At 59.6% G+C, this 19434-nt stretch carries 15 protein-coding genes and 2 tRNA genes; 7 read left to right on the top strand and 10 right to left on the bottom strand.

Features of this window, described 5'->3' with window-relative positions; all coding sequences use genetic code 11:
* Positions 1–75, top strand: a tRNA-Asn gene (locus tag AC2FD8_RS03245).
* A gap of 133 nt (positions 76–208) precedes the next feature.
* A tRNA-Asn gene (locus AC2FD8_RS03250) sits at positions 209–283 on the top strand.
* 12 nt (positions 284–295) lie between these two features.
* Here AC2FD8_RS03250 and AC2FD8_RS03255 read toward each other — a convergent pair.
* From AC2FD8_RS03255 to zwf, 4 genes are all read right to left on the bottom strand, one after another.
* Positions 296–1915 carry a long-chain-fatty-acid--CoA ligase gene (locus tag AC2FD8_RS03255; protein WP_496854406.1) on the bottom strand — a complete coding sequence of 540 codons (1620 nt, stop codon included), beginning with the start codon at positions 1913–1915 and terminating at the stop codon, positions 296–298.
* Positions 1916–2098: 183 nt separating this feature from the next.
* A complete protein-coding gene (gene pgi, locus AC2FD8_RS03260) occupies positions 2099–3706 on the bottom strand; it encodes a glucose-6-phosphate isomerase (protein ID WP_496854009.1) in 1608 nt (535 codons plus the stop codon).
* A 3-nt stretch (positions 3707–3709) separates the two neighbouring features.
* Positions 3710–4381 carry a 6-phosphogluconolactonase gene (pgl, locus tag AC2FD8_RS03265; protein WP_496854010.1) on the bottom strand — a complete coding sequence of 224 codons (672 nt, stop codon included), beginning with the start codon at positions 4379–4381 and terminating at the stop codon, positions 3710–3712.
* Positions 4378–5829 carry a glucose-6-phosphate dehydrogenase gene (gene zwf / locus AC2FD8_RS03270; protein ID WP_496854012.1) on the bottom strand — a complete coding sequence of 484 codons (1452 nt, stop codon included), beginning with the start codon at positions 5827–5829 and terminating at the stop codon, positions 4378–4380. Before zwf ends, pgl begins: the two co-directional genes overlap by 4 nt.
* Before the next feature lie 200 nt (positions 5830–6029).
* Between zwf and AC2FD8_RS03275 the strand changes: the two genes are divergently transcribed.
* The gene (locus AC2FD8_RS03275; protein ID WP_496854013.1) at positions 6030–7592 is read left to right on the top strand and encodes a caspase family protein; all 1563 of its coding nucleotides are present in this window, start codon (positions 6030–6032) and stop codon (positions 7590–7592) included.
* A gap of 4 nt (positions 7593–7596) precedes the next feature.
* Here AC2FD8_RS03275 and AC2FD8_RS03280 read toward each other — a convergent pair whose 3' ends face one another.
* Positions 7597–7866 (bottom strand): usg protein, encoded by a 270-nt coding sequence (locus AC2FD8_RS03280; protein ID WP_496854014.1) that lies wholly within the window; start codon positions 7864–7866, stop codon positions 7597–7599.
* A gap of 193 nt (positions 7867–8059) precedes the next feature.
* On the opposite strand from AC2FD8_RS03280, the gene gyrA reads away from it, so the two are divergent.
* The gene (gene gyrA, locus AC2FD8_RS03285) at positions 8060–10789 is read left to right on the top strand and encodes a DNA gyrase subunit A (protein ID WP_496854016.1); all 2730 of its coding nucleotides are present in this window, start codon (positions 8060–8062) and stop codon (positions 10787–10789) included.
* A gap of 164 nt (positions 10790–10953) precedes the next feature.
* Here the strand turns inward: gyrA and AC2FD8_RS03290 are convergent, their stop codons facing one another.
* The 4 genes from AC2FD8_RS03290 to AC2FD8_RS03305 all read right to left on the bottom strand — a co-directional run bounded on the left by AC2FD8_RS03290 (position 10954) and on the right by AC2FD8_RS03305 (position 15576).
* Positions 10954–11907: an HNH endonuclease gene (locus AC2FD8_RS03290; protein ID WP_496854017.1), complete on the bottom strand. Its 954-nt coding sequence runs from the start codon at positions 11905–11907 to the stop codon at positions 10954–10956.
* Between the two features lie 224 nt (positions 11908–12131).
* Positions 12132–13601, bottom strand: a complete 1470-nt coding sequence (locus AC2FD8_RS03295) for a carboxypeptidase M32 (RefSeq protein WP_496854018.1) — start codon at positions 13599–13601, stop codon at positions 12132–12134.
* Positions 13602–13605: 4 nt separating this feature from the next.
* On the bottom strand, positions 13606–14751 hold the full coding sequence (gene ctaA, locus AC2FD8_RS03300; protein ID WP_496854019.1) for a heme A synthase: 1146 nt from the start codon (positions 14749–14751) through the stop codon (positions 13606–13608).
* Between the two features lie 81 nt (positions 14752–14832).
* Positions 14833–15576, bottom strand: a complete 744-nt coding sequence (locus AC2FD8_RS03305; RefSeq protein ID WP_496854020.1) for an RNA methyltransferase — start codon at positions 15574–15576, stop codon at positions 14833–14835.
* Positions 15577–15737: 161 nt separating this feature from the next.
* Between AC2FD8_RS03305 and AC2FD8_RS03310 the strand changes: the two genes are divergently transcribed.
* A complete protein-coding gene (locus AC2FD8_RS03310) occupies positions 15738–16361 on the top strand; it encodes a thiamine phosphate synthase (RefSeq protein WP_496854021.1) in 624 nt (207 codons plus the stop codon).
* On the opposite strand, the gene AC2FD8_RS03315 is transcribed toward AC2FD8_RS03310, so the two are convergent.
* Positions 16354–17454: a HupE/UreJ family protein gene (locus tag AC2FD8_RS03315; protein ID WP_496854022.1), complete on the bottom strand. Its 1101-nt coding sequence runs from the start codon at positions 17452–17454 to the stop codon at positions 16354–16356. The genes AC2FD8_RS03310 and AC2FD8_RS03315 overlap by 8 nt on opposite strands.
* A 165-nt stretch (positions 17455–17619) precedes the next feature.
* Between AC2FD8_RS03315 and AC2FD8_RS03320 the strand changes: the two genes are divergently transcribed.
* Both AC2FD8_RS03320 and AC2FD8_RS03325 read left to right on the top strand, forming a co-directional pair.
* Positions 17620–18513, top strand: coding sequence for a PfkB family carbohydrate kinase (locus tag AC2FD8_RS03320; protein ID WP_496854023.1), 894 nt, complete (start codon positions 17620–17622; stop codon positions 18511–18513).
* Positions 18510–19421, top strand: coding sequence for a pseudouridine-5'-phosphate glycosidase (locus AC2FD8_RS03325; protein ID WP_496854024.1), 912 nt, complete (start codon positions 18510–18512; stop codon positions 19419–19421). The genes AC2FD8_RS03320 and AC2FD8_RS03325 overlap by 4 nt, the downstream gene beginning before the upstream one ends.
* The last annotated feature ends 13 nt before the right edge of the window (positions 19422–19434 follow it).

The raw sequence follows: 19434 nt of genomic DNA on the forward strand, positions 1-19434 counted from the left end.
TCCGGCGTAGCTCAGCGGTAGAGCAGTTGACTGTTAATCAATTGGTCGTAGGTTCGATCCCTACCGCCGGAGCCAATCTTCCTAGCATAATCTAGTGAAATTGGTCATGGTCTAGACGGGCCAGATCAGTGCGTCGCTGATCGGCAGAAAAAACTTTTCATCCGCCACTGGACGCCGTGAAAACAGCTTGATATACGGCGCGAACCGTTCCGGCGTAGCTCAGCGGTAGAGCAGTTGACTGTTAATCAATTGGTCGTAGGTTCGATCCCTACCGCCGGAGCCAATTTCCCCAAGATCACCCGGTCAAAGCGTTGGCAAACTGCGTGCGCAACGTCCGTTTCAGCACCTTTCCCGTGGCGTTCAACGGCAGAGCGTCGATGAACACAACCTTGTCCGGCACTTGCCATTTGGCGATCTTGCCATCGAAGAAGGACAGCAGTTCTTCCTCTGACGGCTCCTCTCCCTCGGCTTTCACCGCGACCAGAATCGGGCGCTCATCCCATTTCGGGTGCGGCACACCAACCACGGCGGCTGTGGCGAGTTTTGGATGGGCGACGGCGATGTTTTCCAACTCGACCGAGCTGATCCATTCGCCCCCTGATTTGATGATGTCCTTTGACCGGTCGCGGATCGTCATGTAGCCGTCGGCATCCAGTGTTGCGACATCCCCGGTGGCGAACCAGCCGTCCTGCAATAGCGCCTCATCTTGCATCTGGAAGTAGCTGTCCAGCACCCATGGGCCGCGCACCATCAGGTCGCCCTGGGTTTCGCCGTCATGGGGCAAGTCGTTGCCATCATCATCCACGATCTTCAGTTCGACCCCAAAGGGAGGCCGCCCCTGGCTTTCGCGTAGACGGTGCTGCTCTTCGATCGGCAGGTCGCGATGTTTGGCAATCGGGACATTGGTTGTGCCCAGCGGGCTCATCTCACTCATGCCCCAGGCATGGACGGTGTCGACGTCGTAGACCTCGCGGAAGGTTTCGATCATCGAGGGCGGACAAGCGGCGCCTCCGATTACGGTGCGCTCAAGGCTGGCAAGCTTGCTGCCGGATTGCGCGGCATGGGCCAGAAGGCCCTGCCAGATCGTGGGAACGCCCATCGCGACCGTCACGCCATAAGTGTCGATCAGATTGACCAGCGCCTCACCATGCAGCCCCGGCCCCGGCAAAACCATGCGCGAGCCGGACATGGCACAGCCATAGGGCGACCCCCATGCATTGACATGGAACATCGGCACCACGGGCATCACGACATCCATCGCGGAATAACCAATGACGTCTCGCCCATTCGAGGCAAAGCCATGCAGCACGGTCGAGCGATGCGAATAGAGCACCCCCTTGGGATGGCCCGTCGTGCCCGAGGTGTAACACAGGCTTGAGGCTGTGTTTTCGTCCAAATCCGGCCATGCAAAATCGACATCACCCGTCTCGATCAATTCATCATAGAACTGCAGCCCGTCGATCTGAGCCGCCGCTTCCTCATCACGCGGGCCCATCAGCACGAAGTGATGAACCTCGCCCAGACCTTCTTGCAAAGCAGCGACCAGAGGGATGAAGGTGGCATCGAAGAACAGAACGCGATCCTGGGCATGGTTGATGATGTAAGTCAGCTGTTCGGGGAAAAGGCGTGGATTGATCGTGTGACACACGAAACCGGCACCCGAGGTCGCATAGTAGATCTCAAGGTGGCGGCGGTTGTTCCAGGCGAGGGTAGCGATGCGGTCCTGTGGTTCCAGCCCAAGCTTGGTCAGGGCCGATCCCAACCGTCGCGCATTGCGCGCCACTTCGGACCAATTGGTCTGTGTCACTGTGCCGTCTGTTTCAACCGAAACGATTTCCGTCTGACCGTGGTAGCGCTCGGCGTGATCAATCAGTGACGAGATCAGCAAGGGCTGCGTCATCATCTGTCCTAGCATGGACATCCTCCCTTTTTTGTTCAGGCCACGCTGTCGGCGGCCATTCCGTACATTGAGAGATACGCGGGCCTGTGGCCGGGCGATCAATCATGACGGTTCATTGGGAAGAACCCTGCCAAGCAATTATATGTCTGACAATAAAAGATTGCAGCCCGAGATTGGCCCGGGCCGCATTTCACCACGTCAATTGCGGTGGCGCAGGGCATAGGCGACCAGAGCAGCGGTTGAGCCATCCTTGTCGTCTGCACCCTCTTCTCCGTCCACGATCGGCCCGAGTGAGGTGGCAAGTTCTTTGCCCAATTCGACGCCCCATTGATCGAAGGAATTGATGCCCAGAAGAACGCCTTCGACGAACACCCGATGTTCGTAAAGCGCAATGATCTGCCCCAACACAAAGGGCGTCAGTTTGGGATAGATCAACGTGGTCGAGGGCCGGTTGCCCGGAAACACCCGATGCCGCGCCCGACGGTCAAGTTCGTCGCCCTGCAGGCCTTTGGCCGCCATACGGGCGCTGGCTTCGTCAAGAGACCTGCCGCGCATCAAAGCCTCAGACTGGGCAAGGCAATTGGCCAGAAGCAGCCGGTGATGATGGGCCAGTTCAGGTTCATGCCCTTCGGCGGCGACCATGAATTCGCAGGGGATCACGTCGGTGCCCTGATGGATCAGCTGGTAGAAGGCATGCTGGCCATTGGTGCCCGGTTCACCCCAGACAACTGGCCCCGAGGGAACCGAAAGTGCGCTGCCATCCATAGCGACTGACTTTCCGTTCGATTCCATCTCAAGCTGTTGGAAATAGGCCGGCAGGCGCAGCAGCCGTTGATCATAGGGCAACACCGCTCGGCTGGCATGACCCAGCACCTGACGATGCCAGATCCCGACCAAGGCCAGCATAACCGGAACGTTCTCCGCCCACTCGGCCGAACGGAAATGCAGGTCCATGGCCTGCCCGCCCCGCAAGAACGCGTCGAACGCGTTCGAGCCGATCGCGATCATCACCGGCAAACCGACAGGACCCCAGACAGAGTACCGCCCTCCGACCCAATCCGCGAAGCCGAATACGCGGTCCTCTGGGATGCCGAAGGCCTGTGTTTTGTCCAACGCGCTGGAAACGGCCGCGAATTGCCTGGAGGGGTCACCGCCACCCTCGCTCATCCAGGCCCGCGCGGTGCGGGCGTTGGTCATGGTTTCAATCGTCGTGAAGGTTTTCGAAGCCACGATCACCAATGTCCGGGTCGGGTCCAGCTGGCGTAACATATCCGCGATATGCGCGCCATCGACGTTCGAGACATAGTGCAGACGCGGCCCATCATGGTAGGGCGACAACGCATGGGTCGCCATGACCGGCCCCAGATCCGAGCCTCCGATGCCGATATTCACCACATCGGTAAAGCTGCCCCCTGCCCCGGCAGCGGTGCCTCCGCGCACCTCCTCGGCGAAGACGCGCATCCGCTGCAAGGTGTCCAGAACATCCGGCATGACATCCTGACCATCGACCTGAACCGCGCCGCCGTCCAGATTGCGCAACGCCGTATGTAGCACCGCGCGATCTTCGGTCTCGTTGATCTTGTGGCCGGAGAACATTGCCTCGCGGCGCGCGGCCAGATCGGCTTGGTCACACAATTGGATCAGCGCATCCCGAATCTCGCCGTCGATCTGCGTTTTTGAGTAGTCGAACAGCATATCGCCGGTTGAGGCAGAGAACCCCTGCGCACGATCCGCGTCCGCCTCGAACAGGTCGAGAATGCGCGCGTGCTGCGATGCTGCCAGTGCTTTCAGTCCATCCAGTTGCATGGCTCACTCCGCCCAATGCACAGTCATACCGCCCAGAACAGCCGCGATAGGCGCCTCTTCGGGCGGCAGAGACATGGCCTTCTCCAGCGCTTCCCGCTTCTCAGCGCCGAAGATGATCAGGTGTTTCGACAAGGCCCCGTCCAAAACCGGAGCCGTCAGGGTGATGCGCGGTTCAGGTTGCATATCGGTCCGCGCCACGGCCAGCGTCGGCGCGTTGCTGTCCAGCGCCTCAGCCAGCCCCTGCATTCCAGGAAACAACGAGGCAGTGTGCATATCGCCACCCATCCCCAGCACCAGCACCGACAATGGCAGCACCGGCGCGATCAGCGACTCGATCTCGGGCAGAGCGTCCTCTGGCGCAGCTCCCGGAACATAGAGCGGTACATATTGCGCCACCGAGGCGCGGTTGGTCAGAAGACGCTCGCGGATCAGACGCTCGTTCGAGCGGTCACTGTCCGCAGGCACGCAGCGTTCATCGGTTGGCAGCACGCGTATGCGTGCCCAGTCCAGATCAGCGGCACACAGGACATCGAAAACCGGCCCCGGTGTCGTTCCGCCCGGCACCGCAAGGGCCACCGTGTCGTCATGCAACAGCGCGGCCTCCAACTCTCCGGCCAATGCGTTGGCCACGTCGATCGCCAGCATGTCGCGGTCGGCATATTCCTGAATATTCATGGCTTGATTCCTTGCCAGTGGCGACCATCTCGTTTCATCAGCAGCTCGGCGTCGCCCGGACCTGTGCTGCCACTGTCATAGGGTTTAGGCACATCGCCCCGCGCCTGCCATCCGGCAATGATCGGATCGGTCCAGGCCCAGGCGGCCTCGACTTCATCACCGCGCATGAACAGGGTCTGGTTGCCCCGGATCACGTCCATGATCAGCCGTTCATAAGCATCGGGCGGGTCCCGATTTTCCGGCCCGAGCGCCTCGGCAAAGCTCATGTCGAGCGGCACGTCGATCAGACGCATCCCACCCTGCCCCGGCTCTTTGATAGTCACCTTCAGGGTGATCCCCTCATTCGGTTGCAATCGGATGGACAAGGCATTGGCGTGCCGCCCCGCAGCCTCACCAAAGATCGAATGCGGCGCGTCCTTGAACTGCACGTTGATCACCGAGGACCGCGCGACCAGCTGCTTGCCAGTGCGCAGATAGAACGGCGTCCCGGCCCAACGCCAATTGCTGATATGCGCCTTCAGGGCCACATAGCTTTCCGTGGTCGAACGAGGATTGCCGACAACATCGCGATAGCCCGCCCCATCGGCCTCGGAGAACTGTCCGCGTACAATTTGGTGCGGCTCAACCGGATCAAGAGCGCGGATGACCTTGAGCTTTTCGTCCCGGACAGCGTCGGGATCGAATTTGGCGGGCGGCTCCATGGCGATCAGGCACAGCAATTGCATCAGGTGGTTCTGCACCATATCACGCATGGCTCCGGCGCGTTCGTAATAGTCCTCACGCCCTTTGACGCCCACCGTTTCAGCCACAGTGATCTGGATGTGGTCCACATACTGGCTGTTCCAAAGCGGCTCAAACAGCATGTTGCCGAACCGAACGGCCATCAGGTTCTGAACGGTTTCCTTGCCCAGATAGTGGTCGATCCGATAAATCTGTCCTTCGTCGAAATGCGCCGCCAGCGTGGCGTTCAAATCCCGTGCGCTGTCCAGATCGTGGCCGAAGGGTTTTTCTACCACGATCCGAGTATCCTCGGTCGCAAGCGCATGCGCGCGGATACGTTCGGCCAGAGGGCCGAACAGGCTGGGACCGACCGAGAAATAGAACGCCCGCACCCGGTTCGGGGTCAATTTACCAGCCAACTCATCCCACCCGCCGGTTGAGAGCGCATCCAGCCGGACGTAATCGACACGCTGCAGGAACCCTTGCAGGTTCTCAACATCATCTGAGCGTCGCGGCGCGTAGGTCCGCAGCGCCTCAGCCACAAGAGACCGGAACCTGTCGGCGTCAAGCTCACTGCGCGCAGCCGCAATAATGCGTGCGCTTTCGGGCCATTGCCCCGCGCAGAACCTGCGAAACAATGCGGGCAGGATCTTGCGCTGCGCAAGATCTCCGGTACCGCCGAAAATGACCAGATCGAACGGATCGACGGGAATGACGCGTGAAACCATGTGTTGTCCTTAACCTGCCCCTAAGATCATGTCCAATGTTAGCGCAATCATATCACTGCTTTTTTGCTTCTTTTTTTCGTCGCATGACCCAAAAACCGTCTCTTATTCGACTGGTTCAGCCAAAGTAATCCAAATCACTGAGGGGTGCGGCGGTTTTCCGCTATAGATGTAACAGGATCATTCCAGTTTGGGTTGTTGAGATGAAAAATTGCCTGTTTTTTCTGTTTGCATGTTTCGCCGCCCCGCTTTGGGCGCAGGACCGTTTGGCACTGGTGATCGGGAATGATCAATACACCTCAGTCGTTGATCTGAAGAAAGCCGTCGCCGATGCCGAAGCCGTTTCCGACAAGCTGGAAGATCTGGGCTTTGAAACCATCGAAGGTTTGAACCTCGACCGGCGCGGCATGAACCAGAAAATTTCGGACTTCACCGCCCGGCTTGAGGCTGGCGATACCGCTTTTGTGTTCTTCGCCGGTCACGGGGTCGAGATCGACGGCGAGAATTACCTGCTACCGACCGATATCGTCGCGCCCACTTCGGGTGAGACCGATTTCGTGAAATCCGAATCCATTGCCCTGTCGAACCTGCTAGACCGCGTCCGCGCCACAGGCGCGCGCACCTCGATCGCCATAGTCGATGCCTGCCGCGACAATCCGTTTGAAACCGTGTCCGGGCGCAGTGTCGGGCGTACACGCGGGCTTGGGCGCATCAACGCGCCTGAGGGGATGTTCGTGATCTTCTCGGCCGGGGCTGGCCAGATGGCGCTGGACCGCCTGAGCGATGATGAACCCGCGCAGAACTCGGTCTTCACCCGTGCATTGCTGCCGCGCCTGTCGGAACCGGGGCTGGAACTGCGCAGCATGGTCTCGGACCTGCGGCGCGAGGTGCGCGACCTGTCCCGCACCGTTCAGCACACGCAAGTGCCCGCCTATTATGATGAGCTGTTGGGCGAGTTCTATTTCACCCCAGCCGCCGCAACACTCCCACGGAACGCGCCGACGCCTCCGACGGATGACATGCGCGCGGATCTGGACCTGGCGCGCTCGGTCGGAACGGTGACGGCGTTGGATGCTTTTCTGGAAAAGTACGAGGGTCAGTCCGAAAACTACTCCTACGAGGTGGCACTGCAGTTGCGCGACAGCCTGGCCTCGGTCGAGTTGCCAATCGAGACAGAGCGCACCCCGGCCCCCGAAGCCCCCGACACCCCAGTTATTTCGGATTCGCGTGAGGTGATGCGCGCCACGCAATCGGCCCTGAACACGCTGGGCTGCAGCGCCGGAGGCGCGGATGGTGTCGCCGGTCCTCGCACAAGACAGGCCTTTGCGCGTTACCGCGAGGCGAGCGCGTCGCAACTCGGAGCGGATGATTTGGGAACCCAGCACGCTTTGGAAGAGTTGCAGAGTAAAAGCGGCTCGATCTGCAAGGTCGTCGCGGCACCAACACCCGCCCCTGCACCGTCTGTGTCTGTTAGTACTTCGATGGCTGGCACCTGGCAGTTCAAGGCCACCTGCGCGGTGGTCGTGAAGGTAACCGGAACGGTCCGCTACTCTCATGCAGGCGGCAACAAATACACCGGAAGCCTCACCGACTCGCTGGGTCAAAAAGCCAACACGGTGATCTATGTGAATGACCAACAGATCAGCGGCACGGACTATTTTCCCGGCATCACCGTTCAATGGCGCGGTCGTCTGGCCGACGATGGCAACAGCTTCACCAGCTCGGGCTCAACCGGATGTTCGGTTTACGCATGGCGGGCGGGATAAGGCGTCAGTTCACGCGGAACTCACCCACCATATTGCGCCACTCCCCCGGCGCGATCATCTTGCGATGCGTGAACTTGACCGAATGCAGTGGCCCGTCAATCTCACGCTGCCAAAAGTCGATGAATTCAAACAGTTTCGGATGGTCTGGCGCCAGGTCGTATTCCTGCCAGATAAACGTATTCAGGACATGGATATAGTCGGGCATGTGATAGAAGAATTCCGCCGTCGTCAGACCATATCCCTTCAGCATCAATTCGGTTTCGCTTTGCTGCATTCAGACCTCCGGGTTCATTCAGGGTCTCTCAATGATAGCAGCAAAACCACCTAACAATGGGATAACAAGATGTTACCCGAGTGTTACTTTGGATTTCTGCGCCCGGATTCGTTGCTTGCTTGCACCTTATGTGCTGTGTCTGATAGAGTGGGACCACAAAATATAGAGTCTGCACAAGAAACGAGCAGTTTACGTGAGCGATACGCCAGAAACACCTGAAAACATGGATGAAACCCCGCCCGAGCGCCCCGTCTATGACGGCCCGACGGTCTCCATCGAATCCGAGATGCGCACATCCTATCTGGACTATGCCATGTCGGTCATCGTTTCCCGCGCGATCCCCGATCTGCGCGATGGCCTGAAACCCGTGCATCGGCGGATTCTGTACGCCATGCACGAAACCGGTAACACCCATGAAAAGTCCTATCGCAAATCGGCCCGTCCGGTTGGCGATGTGATGGGTAAATACCACCCGCATGGCGACAGCGCGATCTATGATGCGCTGGTCCGGATGGCGCAGGATTTCTCGATGTCGCTGCCCTTGCTTGATGGTCAGGGCAACTTTGGCTCGATGGACGGCGATAACCCGGCAGCCATGCGCTATACCGAAGTGCGCATGGACAAGCCCGCCGCCTTTCTGCTGGCGGATATCGACAAGGATACCGTCGATTTTCAGGACAACTATGACGGCAAGGATAAAGAGCCGACCGTCCTGCCTGCCCGTTTCCCGAACATGCTGGTCAATGGCGCCGGTGGTATCGCCGTGGGTATGGCGACAAACATACCTCCGCACAATCTGGGTGAGGTGGTCGATGCCACGCTGGCGCTGATCGACGATCCGGACCTGACCTCGGAACAGCTGATCGAATATGTCCCCGGCCCCGATTTTCCAACCGGCGGCGTCATGCTGGGCCGATCCGGCGCGCGCAAGGCCTATCTGGAAGGCCGAGGCAGCGTCATCATACGCGCCAAGACGCGGGTCGAGGAAATCCGTCGCGATCGGTATGCCATTGTCGTAGATGAAATCCCGTATCAGGTGAACAAGGCCTCGATGATCGAAAAGATCGCCGAGGCCGTGCGCGAGAAACGCATCGAAGGCGTCAGCCACGTGCAGGACGAATCCGATCGTAACGGTGTGCGTGTCGTGGTCGAACTGAAGCGCGATGCCACGCCCGAGGTGGTTCTGAACCAGCTTTACCGTTTCTCGCCGATGCAAACCTCGTTCGGCTGCAACATGCTGGCGCTGAACGGCGGCCGTCCCGAGCAGCTGACCCTGCGCCGGTTCCTGACCTCCTTCATCGACTTCCGCGAAGATGTTGTTGCACGCCGCACCGCCTATGACTTGCGCAAGGCACGCGAACGCAGTCATATCCTGTGTGGTCTGGCTGTGGCCGTGTCGAACGTGGATGAAGTCGTCGCTACGATCCGCTCTTCCGCCGACGCTGCGCAAGCGCGTGAAAAGCTGATGACTCGCCGCTGGCCTGCGGCCGAGATCGAAGGCTATCTGCGCCTGATCGACGATCCGCTGTCCAAGATGAACGACGACGGCACCTATAACCTGACCGAGGTACAGGCCCGCGCCATCCTTGACCTGCGCCTGCAGCGCCTGACCCAGATTGGTGTCAAAGAAGTCACGGACGAGCTGGAAGAACTGGCCGGTAAGATCAAGGAATATCTGGATATTCTGTCCTCGCGCGAACGGATCATGTCGATCATCGGTGATGAGCTGCGCAGCGTCCGCGAACAGTTTGCCGTCGACCGCCGCACCGAGATTGTCGACTGGTCCGGCGACATGGAAGACGAAGACCTGATCGAGCGTGAGGACATGGTCGTGACCATCACCTCGGGCGGTTACATCAAGCGCACGCCGCTGGCCGATTTCCGGGCGCAGAAACGCGGCGGCAAGGGCCTGTCGGGGATGCAGACCAAGGAAGAGGATGTTGTGACCAACCTCTTCGTGGCCAACACGCATACTCAACTGCTGTTCTTCACCACCGACGGCATGGTCTACAAGTTGAAAACGTGGCGCCTGCCACAATCGGGACGTACGGGCAAAGGCAAGGCCATCGTCAATATCCTGCCGATCCCCACCGGCGTTTCCATCGCGGCAATCATGCCGGTGGATGTGCCTGATGACGAGTGGGAAAACCTGCAGATCGTCTTTGCCACCAGCGCAGGTGACGTGCGCCGGAACCGTCTGTCGGATTTCACCAATGTTCGCCGCAACGGCAAGATCGCGATGAAACTGCCCGAGGATGTGGAACTGGTAAACGCCCGCATCTGTTCCGAAGACGAAGACGTGATGCTGGTCACCAATTCAGGCCGCGCGATCCGATTCCGTACCACCGATGTGCGCGTGTTCAACTCGCGCGAATCCACCGGTGTGCGGGGCATCAAACTGACCAATGGTGACCGCGTCGTCTCGATGTCCGTGATCCGCCATTTCGAGGCTGAATCAGACGAACGCGCCGCGTATCTCAAGATGCGCCGCGCCGTGGCCGGTGTTGCCGATGACGCGGAAACGGAAGATGAGGAAGGCAACGCCGACAGCCTGCTGCCGCAAGAGCGTTACGCAGAAATGTCAGCCGCCGAAAACCTGATCCTGACCATCACCTCAGGCGGCGCGGGCAAGCTGAGTTCCAGCCACGACTACCCGGTGCGTGGTCGCGGCGGCATGGGTGTCGCGGCGATGGACAAAGCGATGCGCGGCGGCGAGTTGGTTGCCTCCTTCCCGGTTGATCTGGACGACCAGATCATGCTGGCCACCTCCAAAGGTCAGTCGATCCGGGTGCCGGTTGATGGCATCTCGTTCCGCTCCCGCAGCGCGGGCGGTGTGCGGGTGTTCAACACCGGCAAGGGCGAAGAAGTCGTCAGCGTCGCCTGGATCGCGGATCAGGGGGATGAGGACGAGGCCGAAGACTAAGAACAAAACGCCGAGGCTCACACCAGCCTCGGCGATCATTCCGGGCGTCTGTGTGGCGGACTTTGCGACCCTCCCCATTTTTTCTGGAGGGCTTCAGTGTAGCCCTTTTGAGACATTCATACCAAGTGTAGCGTAAGCAGCCCTCTCCCCACTAAGGGCTGCTCCTATGGCCAGCCATCGACCCAAATGTGCTGAGGCGAGATGGTCGCATTGGCAATCATGTCTGGCTGAATCACGATTTGACCGTCACAAATCATTACGGCTGGTCCCACGCAGCGATGCTGAAAACGTGGGGCAATTTCGTCACCCAAAGACATCAGCTTCTTGGATACTTTTTCGACAGACGTTCTTGGAGGGTGTAATTTCTGCGCTGAGGGCAGTAGCACAATGTGGTCGTAGACTGCAGCAATCGGAAAATAATCTTGATCAAACCTCATAAGGCCGATGCTCGGTTCTCTGATTTCACGAGTTGGGATTTCAATGAGAAAATTCCAATCCACAATGTTTTTTTCTGGGTTCAGAATCTGCCTTCTGACAGTTTCCAAACTTGACTGAAGGATAAAGGAATACCCGAAATTCTTGAACCAAAGACCGTAGGCAGCAGTAAGATAGCCCACTCGCAAAGAATTCTCGTTAGCAAAGACTGGCATCGAAAATTCAATATTGATTTCAGAGGGTTTTGGCTCTCTCCAGTGCGCATCGAAGTCTACTGGGTTCGAACGTTTCCGGTCCGTGTAAAACTCAAACGCTCCATCCTCACCGAGAAGCATTGAACCATTCAATTTGCGTCCGTTGGCACTAATCCTGGCCTTCTGCTTTTTCGGATCTATCGGAAATGGTGCACCTCCTTCTTTTAGTTCAATCCACTCAACGAGCCATTTTGTCTGCTTGTGCCCGAATGTGCTATTGCACCTTTTACACAAAAAGGTCGTTTGTTTCCCCCCGACCGAATCCGGTATTATGTGCTCTTCGTTGATAGCATTGTCAGCATGGGAGCCTCCAAAGTTGCCAATCGGCAGGTCTCGCAGACATACCGGACATCTAAACAAACCCAAGAGTTTGGCATCGAAGCGCGCAAGTTCCTGAGATACCTCGTATAAGAATGTGTTTTTTTGCATGAATGTAGCCAGTAGGGTTAGAAAACAACTGTAAGCTCATCGCCGCAAAGGCGGAAAGCCCACCATATTTTGTTGTTTGAAGCAAGAAATTTGCAAAGCCCGCTACCTGCGCATTGCCGTCATTGGGGCAACGCAAAGCGGGCGCTGACCAGAGTTTCGCCCCCTATCGCGACCTGAACATACAACTAGGTCCAGATTATCCGTCTGGCCTGTTTCGGCCCCTGTCACAATGCGTACAACGCCCCGAACTTTTTCTCCAGATAGTCAAGCAAAGGCTCCGGACCCGGCTCCATCCCGCTTGCGCGCTGGATGACCTCGCGCGGGGCGTAGAGCCCGCCATATTGCTGGACATTCTCCCGCAGCCAACCGGTCGCGCCAGAGGTATCGCCTTGCGCCAGTTGATCATCCAGCCCCGGCAAAACACTCCGCAACGCGTGATAGAGACACCCTGCATAGACATTGCCCAACGAATAGGTCGGGAAATAGCCGAACAGGCCAACCGACCAATGCACATCCTGCAAGCACCCGTTCGAGGGCTTGTCGACCGCAAAACCGAAATCTGCCTTGAAGCGGTCGTTCCACGCGGCCTCAAGGTCCGAGACCTGCAGGTCCCCGGCCATCAACGCGCGCTCCAGATCAAAGCGCAGCATGATGTGCAGGTTATATTGCACCTCATCTGCCTCGGTCCGGATATAGCCATTCTGGACATGGTTCACCGTGGCGTAGAAGGCGTCGGCATCCGTGATCCCGAACTCTCCGAACGCATCGCGCATCTGGGCAAACAGCCATCCGGTGAAGGCCCGCGAGCGGCCAAGCTGGTTTTCATAGATCCGGCTTTGGCTTTCATGCACGCCCATCGACACGCCGTTTCCAAGCGGGGTCAGTAGGAAATCACGGTTGATACCTTGTTCATAAGCCGCGTGGCCAACCTCGTGAATGGTCGAATAGAAGCAGTTGAACGGGTCGGTTTCACTGGTGCGAGTCGTGATGCGCACATCCAGACCGCTGCCCGAACTAAACGGGTGCACCGCCTTGTCAACGCGGCCGTTGTTCAGGTCATACCCGAACGCAACAGCCAGTTTCTGCGACAGCTGCATCTGCTTTGCTTCATCAAAATGACCGCTCAGCGCTGCGGGCTCAGGCCGGTCCAGCACGGCGGCGCGCAGTGCGACCAGCCGGGGGCGCATTTCGTCGAAAATAGCGGCAATCTGAGCGCCGGTGGTGTACGGCTCGTAATCCTCGACCATCGCATCATAGACATCGCCGCCCTGCGCCAGTGCTTCGCCTTCCTGTCGCTTGAGCGAAACAACCTCATCCAGCACTGGTAAGAAGGCTGCGACATCTTCCTCTGCCCGCGCCTGCGCCCATGTGCCCTGCGCCGCCGAAGTGACGCGGGCAATCGCCGTGGCCAGATCAGCGGGGACTTTGATGGTGCGCTCATAAGACCGGCGGATTTCGCGAAGCTGTGCCTGATCCGAGGGATCGGTCGCGTCGGCTTGGTCCAGCCATTCCGCCACACGCGGGTCGGACTTGCGGGCGTGCAGAACGGCCTCGATCGCGGCCATTTCCTCGGCCCGTTGCGGGGCGGCTCCACGCGGCATCATGGTTTCCTGATCCCAGCCGAGCCGGCCGGCAATCTGACCAAGGGCCGAGGTTTCACGTTGAAAGGCCATCAGGTCGTCAAAGGCGCTCATCGGGTCACGCTCCACGGATTGAGGTTGCAATGGGATAGCCGCTCAGGAAGCGCGCGCGCAGGATCAGGGTCCAGACTACGACGGCCATGAACTGGTGGAAAATGGCGATCTGCCACGGTGCCGCGTAAACGACCGTGACGATGCCGACAACCACCTGCAGCGACAGGGCTGCGAAGGCGGCGTTGAAGGCAAAACGGGTCTGCGGATGGGCGCTGCCCTGCCCCCGACGCCAGACGATGATGGCGAAGATGAACAGCAGATATCCCGCGCAACGGTGGATGAACTGCACCAGACCGGGGCTTTCGAAAAAGTTGCGCCACATCGGTTCCAGCATGGTCGCATCTGGCGGCAATACCTGCCCACCGATCAAAGGCCAGTCGGTGTAGGACCTCCCAGCGTCGATCCCGGCGACAAGCGCGCCAATGAGTATTTGTAAAAAGGTGAAATGAAGCAGGCCAGTCGAGAGCGAGAACAGTTTCGCCTCTTTCGCGCGCCGCGCTTGCATCAGGTCGCGCTCATCCCGGCCGAGCTCAAAGATATACCACGCAAGGAACCCAAGGATCACGAAGGCCAAGCCAAGATGTGTCGCCAGACGATAGCTGGCAACGGCCGTCATCCCCTCTCCCTGCGTCACGCCCGAGGCGACCATCCACCAGCCGACCGCACCCTGGACACCCCCCAAGGCGCCGGGGATCAGCAGTTTGCCGGTCCACCCCGTGGGGATTTTGCGCGCGATCAGGAAGCCAAAGAAGCCAAGCGCCCAGACCAAACCGATCACGCGGCCCAATTGGCGGTGGCCCCATTCCCACCAATAGATGAATTTGAAATCATTCAGCTGCATCCATTGGTTCTGGATGCGCCACTGGTCGATTTCCTTGTATTTGTCGAATTCGGATTGCCAGTCGGCCTCGGTCATCGGCGGGATTGCCCCGGTGATCGGACGCCATTCGGTGATCGACAGCCCGCTGTCAGTCAGCCGGGTCAGGCCACCCACGGCGATCATCACAACGACCAGAACAAACAGGATCATCAGCCACGCCCGGATCGCCTTACGTGCACCGCCACGTCCCTTGTCGATCATACCGGGTTGAACGGCTTGTTGTTTTTCGGTGTCTGAGACTTCTTCGAAGATGCTGCGCTTGGCGCTCATGCTGTCCTCATATGTCCTGGATTTCGTCGCAAGCTCTGGATTTCGTCGCAAGCTAGGGCCAGTGAGGGGCAAGGTCCAGCCTTACCCTTTGTCTTTCCAACGGACCATCTGACGCATGACACCGTGCAGCATCTGTACATCCGCCCGCGTCATCCGCATCCGCGACCACAGGTTGCGCAGATTGGTCTTCATGCTCTCGGCCTTTTCCGGCGGGTAGAAGAAACCGGCCTCCTCCAACCGATCCTCATAGTGTTCGACCAGCTTTTCAACCTCGATCCCGGTCGCCCAGTCGCCCTTGCCCAGATCGGTGGCCTCATGCACCACATCACCGGTCTGACGCATCCACTCATAAGCGGTCAGCAACACGCATTGCCCAAGGTTGAGTGAGGCGTATTCCGGGTTCACAGGCACCGAGATGATGGCATTGGCCTTGGCGATATCCTCATTCTCAAGCCCCGCGCGTTCCGGGCCAAAGAGAACGGCGACCTTTTCACCTGCGGCAACCTTTTCAGCCGCGATCTGCATGGCGCGTTCCGGGCTGTAGACCGGCTTGGTCAGACCGCGTTGCCGTGCCGTGGTTGCAAACACAAAAGTGGTGTCAGACAGCGCCCCGGCCAGATCGTCGAACAATTGCGCCTCGTCCAGAAGCCTACCAGCACCGCTGGACATCGCCACCGCCTTCGGGTTCGGCCACCCGTCCCGAGGGGCGACGATCCGCATCCGGTCCAGCCCGAAATTCCACATCGCCCGCGCGGCGGCCCCGATGTTTTCGCCCATTTGCGGGCGCACGAGTACAAAGGAAGGCTGAGATGTGTCATTAGGCATGGCTGTCTCCGAAAGTTCCGCCTGCTCTAATCACCCAGCCTCATCAGGGCAACCCGATCCTCTTCTTCTGTTTCCAAATACCCGCTCGGCAGGCTTAAAAGTTTGCTTCCCGCGCTCAATCCGCTAAACCGCGCCAAAGAATGAAAGCGAAGGACGCGCTAATGGAAACCCCCGAGCAGCCTCAGGTCTATCTGATCACACCGCCGACCATCACGCTCAGCACCTTCCCCGACCAATTGGCGCGGGTTCTTGACGGGACCGAGATTGCTTGCATCCGGCTGGCCTTGGCTGGGAATGACGAGGACACGATCGCACGCGCCGCAGATGCCTGCCGCGAGGTGGCGCATGCGCGCGACGTGGCCATCGTGATCACGAACCACGTTCTGCTGGCGCAACGGCTGGGGTTGGACGGCGTGCATCTGGACGACGCGGCGCGCTCGGTCCGGGCTGCGCGTAAGGAACTGGGCGCAGATGCAATTGTCGGCAGCTTTTGTGGAACCTCCAGCCACGACGGCATGACGGCAGGCGAAGCAGGCGTCGACTACGTCGCTTTTGGCCCTGTCGGGGCGTCGTCTCTGGGCGACGGGACCTTGGCCGAAAAGGACCTGTTCCAATGGTGGTCGGAAATGATCGAGGTCCCGGTTGTGGCCGAGGGCGGGCTGACCCCGGATCTGATCCGCACCTTGACCCCGCATACGGATTTCTTCGGCATCGGCGACGAAATCTGGTCGGCCGAGGACCCATCGGCCGCTCTGAACGAGCTGTTGTCCCACATGGCTAGCTGAATATCAGGGGCGCGGCCAACCAATAGACCGCAATTCCCGCAATCAGGATCGAGGCCAGGACGGAAACCCGGCCTCGCATCCGCTCGGACGCCCCGGCGATCAACGCCGAGACCGCAAAACTTGCGGCAGCTATGGCGCAAAGCGCAAGCAGCACTCCGCCCGCATAGCCGAATATCGCGGGTGGCAAATGATCCGGCGGCACCCCAATTGTCGCCAGAGAAGTGCTGAGCGTGATCCCACACAACAATCCAGCACCGAAAACAGCGAGCAGGCGGAATACGGTCAACCGTCGCAGAACCAGGTTCCACAGCGCCAACACAAGGGTTGCAACTGTTAGCGCCTGAGAGGGCAACACAACCGCGCCGTAGACCGAAAGCGCCAGACCGAAGACCAACCCGAGGGACACAATCAGCATCTGAGCCAACAGCGGACGCAGGCTGAGGGTCAAAAAAACCAACGACAGCACAAGGGCGATCTCGTGATAGCCATGCGGCAGAATGCGGGACAGCCCCTTTGGCAGAAACACCTGCAGCACCTGCTCGGGACCAAGCGCAGCACCACCTTGCAACGGGATCAGCGGGCTGGCTTCTCCGGCGACCAGATAGCCCGTGTAGGGTGCGTCGACACGTTGCTGTTTCACAACGGCAGGCCCGTGCCCCGCAGGCCATGTCAGACGCAGACTGGACGCGCCTTCCGGCAGCGACGCGGCCAGCAGCAGCTTTGACAGACGCGGAGTATCTGGATCGCCAACAATGGGAATGCGCACGCCCTCATAGGACAGGCTGACCGGGCCTGCGAGTTCGACTTTCAGCGAACTGGACCAGTCTTTGGCAAACGCCCGGACCTCAGGCTCTAGCTCTGAGGACACCCGGCGGCGCAATTCTCTGTACCGCGCGTCATCGGCAAAATCGGGCCGGGTTTCGGGGTCGATCCCGGCCACGAACATCTCGGCATTTAGCGTGACCTCAAGGAACAAAGTGTCTGCCTTCGTCCAGAACTCGACAATCGTCGGGGCGGTCTGTGCCCTCGCAGACCATGCCGAAAGGACCAGAAAAACAGGCAAAATCAGGAGGAAACGGAAAATACCGCTCATCTGCGACGCTCATCAATAAAATCATCAATCATACAGGTTGAGTGTCCCGCCGAACGCATCAGATCGCAAGTCGAAACGAATGCGGAGCAGGTCACAGAGGCCTTATCTCTGCTACCGCTGACGTTCTGACTTGCACGGCCCTCGGTGCTGCGGCATGACTGCGCCATGACTCAGAACAGTGAAATCCTATGTATCGGCTCGGTCCTGTGGGACGTGATCGGGCGCTCGGCCAGTGCCATGCGGCAAGGATCGGACGTGCCGGGGCGGATCACCCGCTTGCCCGGCGGCGTTGCCATGAACATTGCCATGACGCTGGTGCGGTTCGGCATGACCCCAACCTTGCTGACAGCCATTGGTCGCGACCCAGAGGGTGACGAGTTGGTCCATGCGTGCGCCCGGCTGGGCATGGTCACCGACCATATCTACCGCTCGCAAGACCTGCCGACCGATCGCTACATGGCGGTTGAAGGGGCCAACGGCCTGATCGCTGCCATCGCCGATGCCCACTCGCTTGAGGCTTCGGGGGCGAAAATTCTGCGACCGTTGATTCATGGGCCGCTGGGCTATGAGAACACGCCGTTCGAAGGACCGATTGCGCTGGATGGCAACCTGACATTGGACCTGCTGGAGGAAATCGCCCAAAGCCCCGCCTTCGCCAAGGCGGACTTGCGGGTTGCACCGGCCTCGCCCGGCAAGGCCGAACGTCTACTGCCTTTCCTCAAACACGCCCGCGCGACGCTTTATGTGAACCTCGAAGAGGCTGGCCTACTGTGTCAGCGCGAGTTCACCGATTCCGAATCCGCTGCCAAAGGCCTGCTGGACCGGGGCGCGCTGCGCGTTCTGGTCACCGATGGCGGCAACTCTGCCACCGTGGGCTCGGCCCAGGGCGTTCTGACCCGGACACCTCCGTCTGTGCTTGTGACCCGCGTAACCGGCGCGGGCGACACATTCATGGCCGCCCATATCGCTTCAGAATCAGACGGCGCCGATGCGCAAACGGCCTTGGCCCGTGCGCTCCACGCCGCTGCAACCTACGTTTCAGGAGAAACTCCGCTGTGATCCCCATCCACTACTCTGCCGAAGTCCGCGCCGCGAAAGACGCAGGCCACCCCATCGTGGCGCTGGAAAGCACCATCATTACCCACGGCATGCCCTACCCTCAGAACGTTGAGGTCGCCGCACAGGTGGAACAGGACATCCGCGATGCCGGGGCCGTGCCAGCCACCATGGCCGTGATCAAAGGCGTGCTGCATGTGGGCCTTGAACCCGACCAGCTGCAAGCCTTGGGCCAGGCGCAGGGTGTTGCGAAAATCTCTCGCGCGGATATGGCGGCTTGTATCTCGACCGGCGGCACCGGGGCCACAACCGTGGCGGCAACCATGATCGCCGCGCAACATGCCGGGATCGAGGTGTTTGCGACAGGCGGGATCGGAGGCGTCCATCAGGGGGCCGAGACCACGTTTGATATCTCCGCAGACCTGCACGAGCTGGGTCAAACCCCGGTGACGGTTGTGGCGGCGGGTGCAAAAGCGATCCTCGATCTGGCAAAAACACTTGAGGTTCTGGAAACGCTGGGCGTTCCGGTCATTGCCTATGGTCAGGACGCCTTTCCAGCCTTCTGGTCTGCGCAATCCCCCTATGCCGCACCTCTGCGCATGGACAGCGCCGCGGCCATCGCCAAAGCTCATGCCACGCGCCGCGCGCTGGGACTGCCGGGCGGTCAGCTGGTCGCAAACCCGATCCCAACCTCAGACCAGATCCCGGCCGAGGAGCTGGCCCCGATCATCGCCGCCGCGCAGGCAGATGCCGACGCCCATCGGATCACCGGCAAGGCTGTCACGCCCTATCTGCTGCAGCGGATCTTTGAAAAGACGGATGGCCGCTCACTCACCGCAAACATCGCATTGGTGCGCAACAACGCAAGATTGGCGGCGAATATTGCTAAGGCACTGGTAAACGGCGCGTAAACCTGCCCTATTG

It is taken from the genome of Ruegeria sp. YTSC192, from assembly GCF_059609705.1.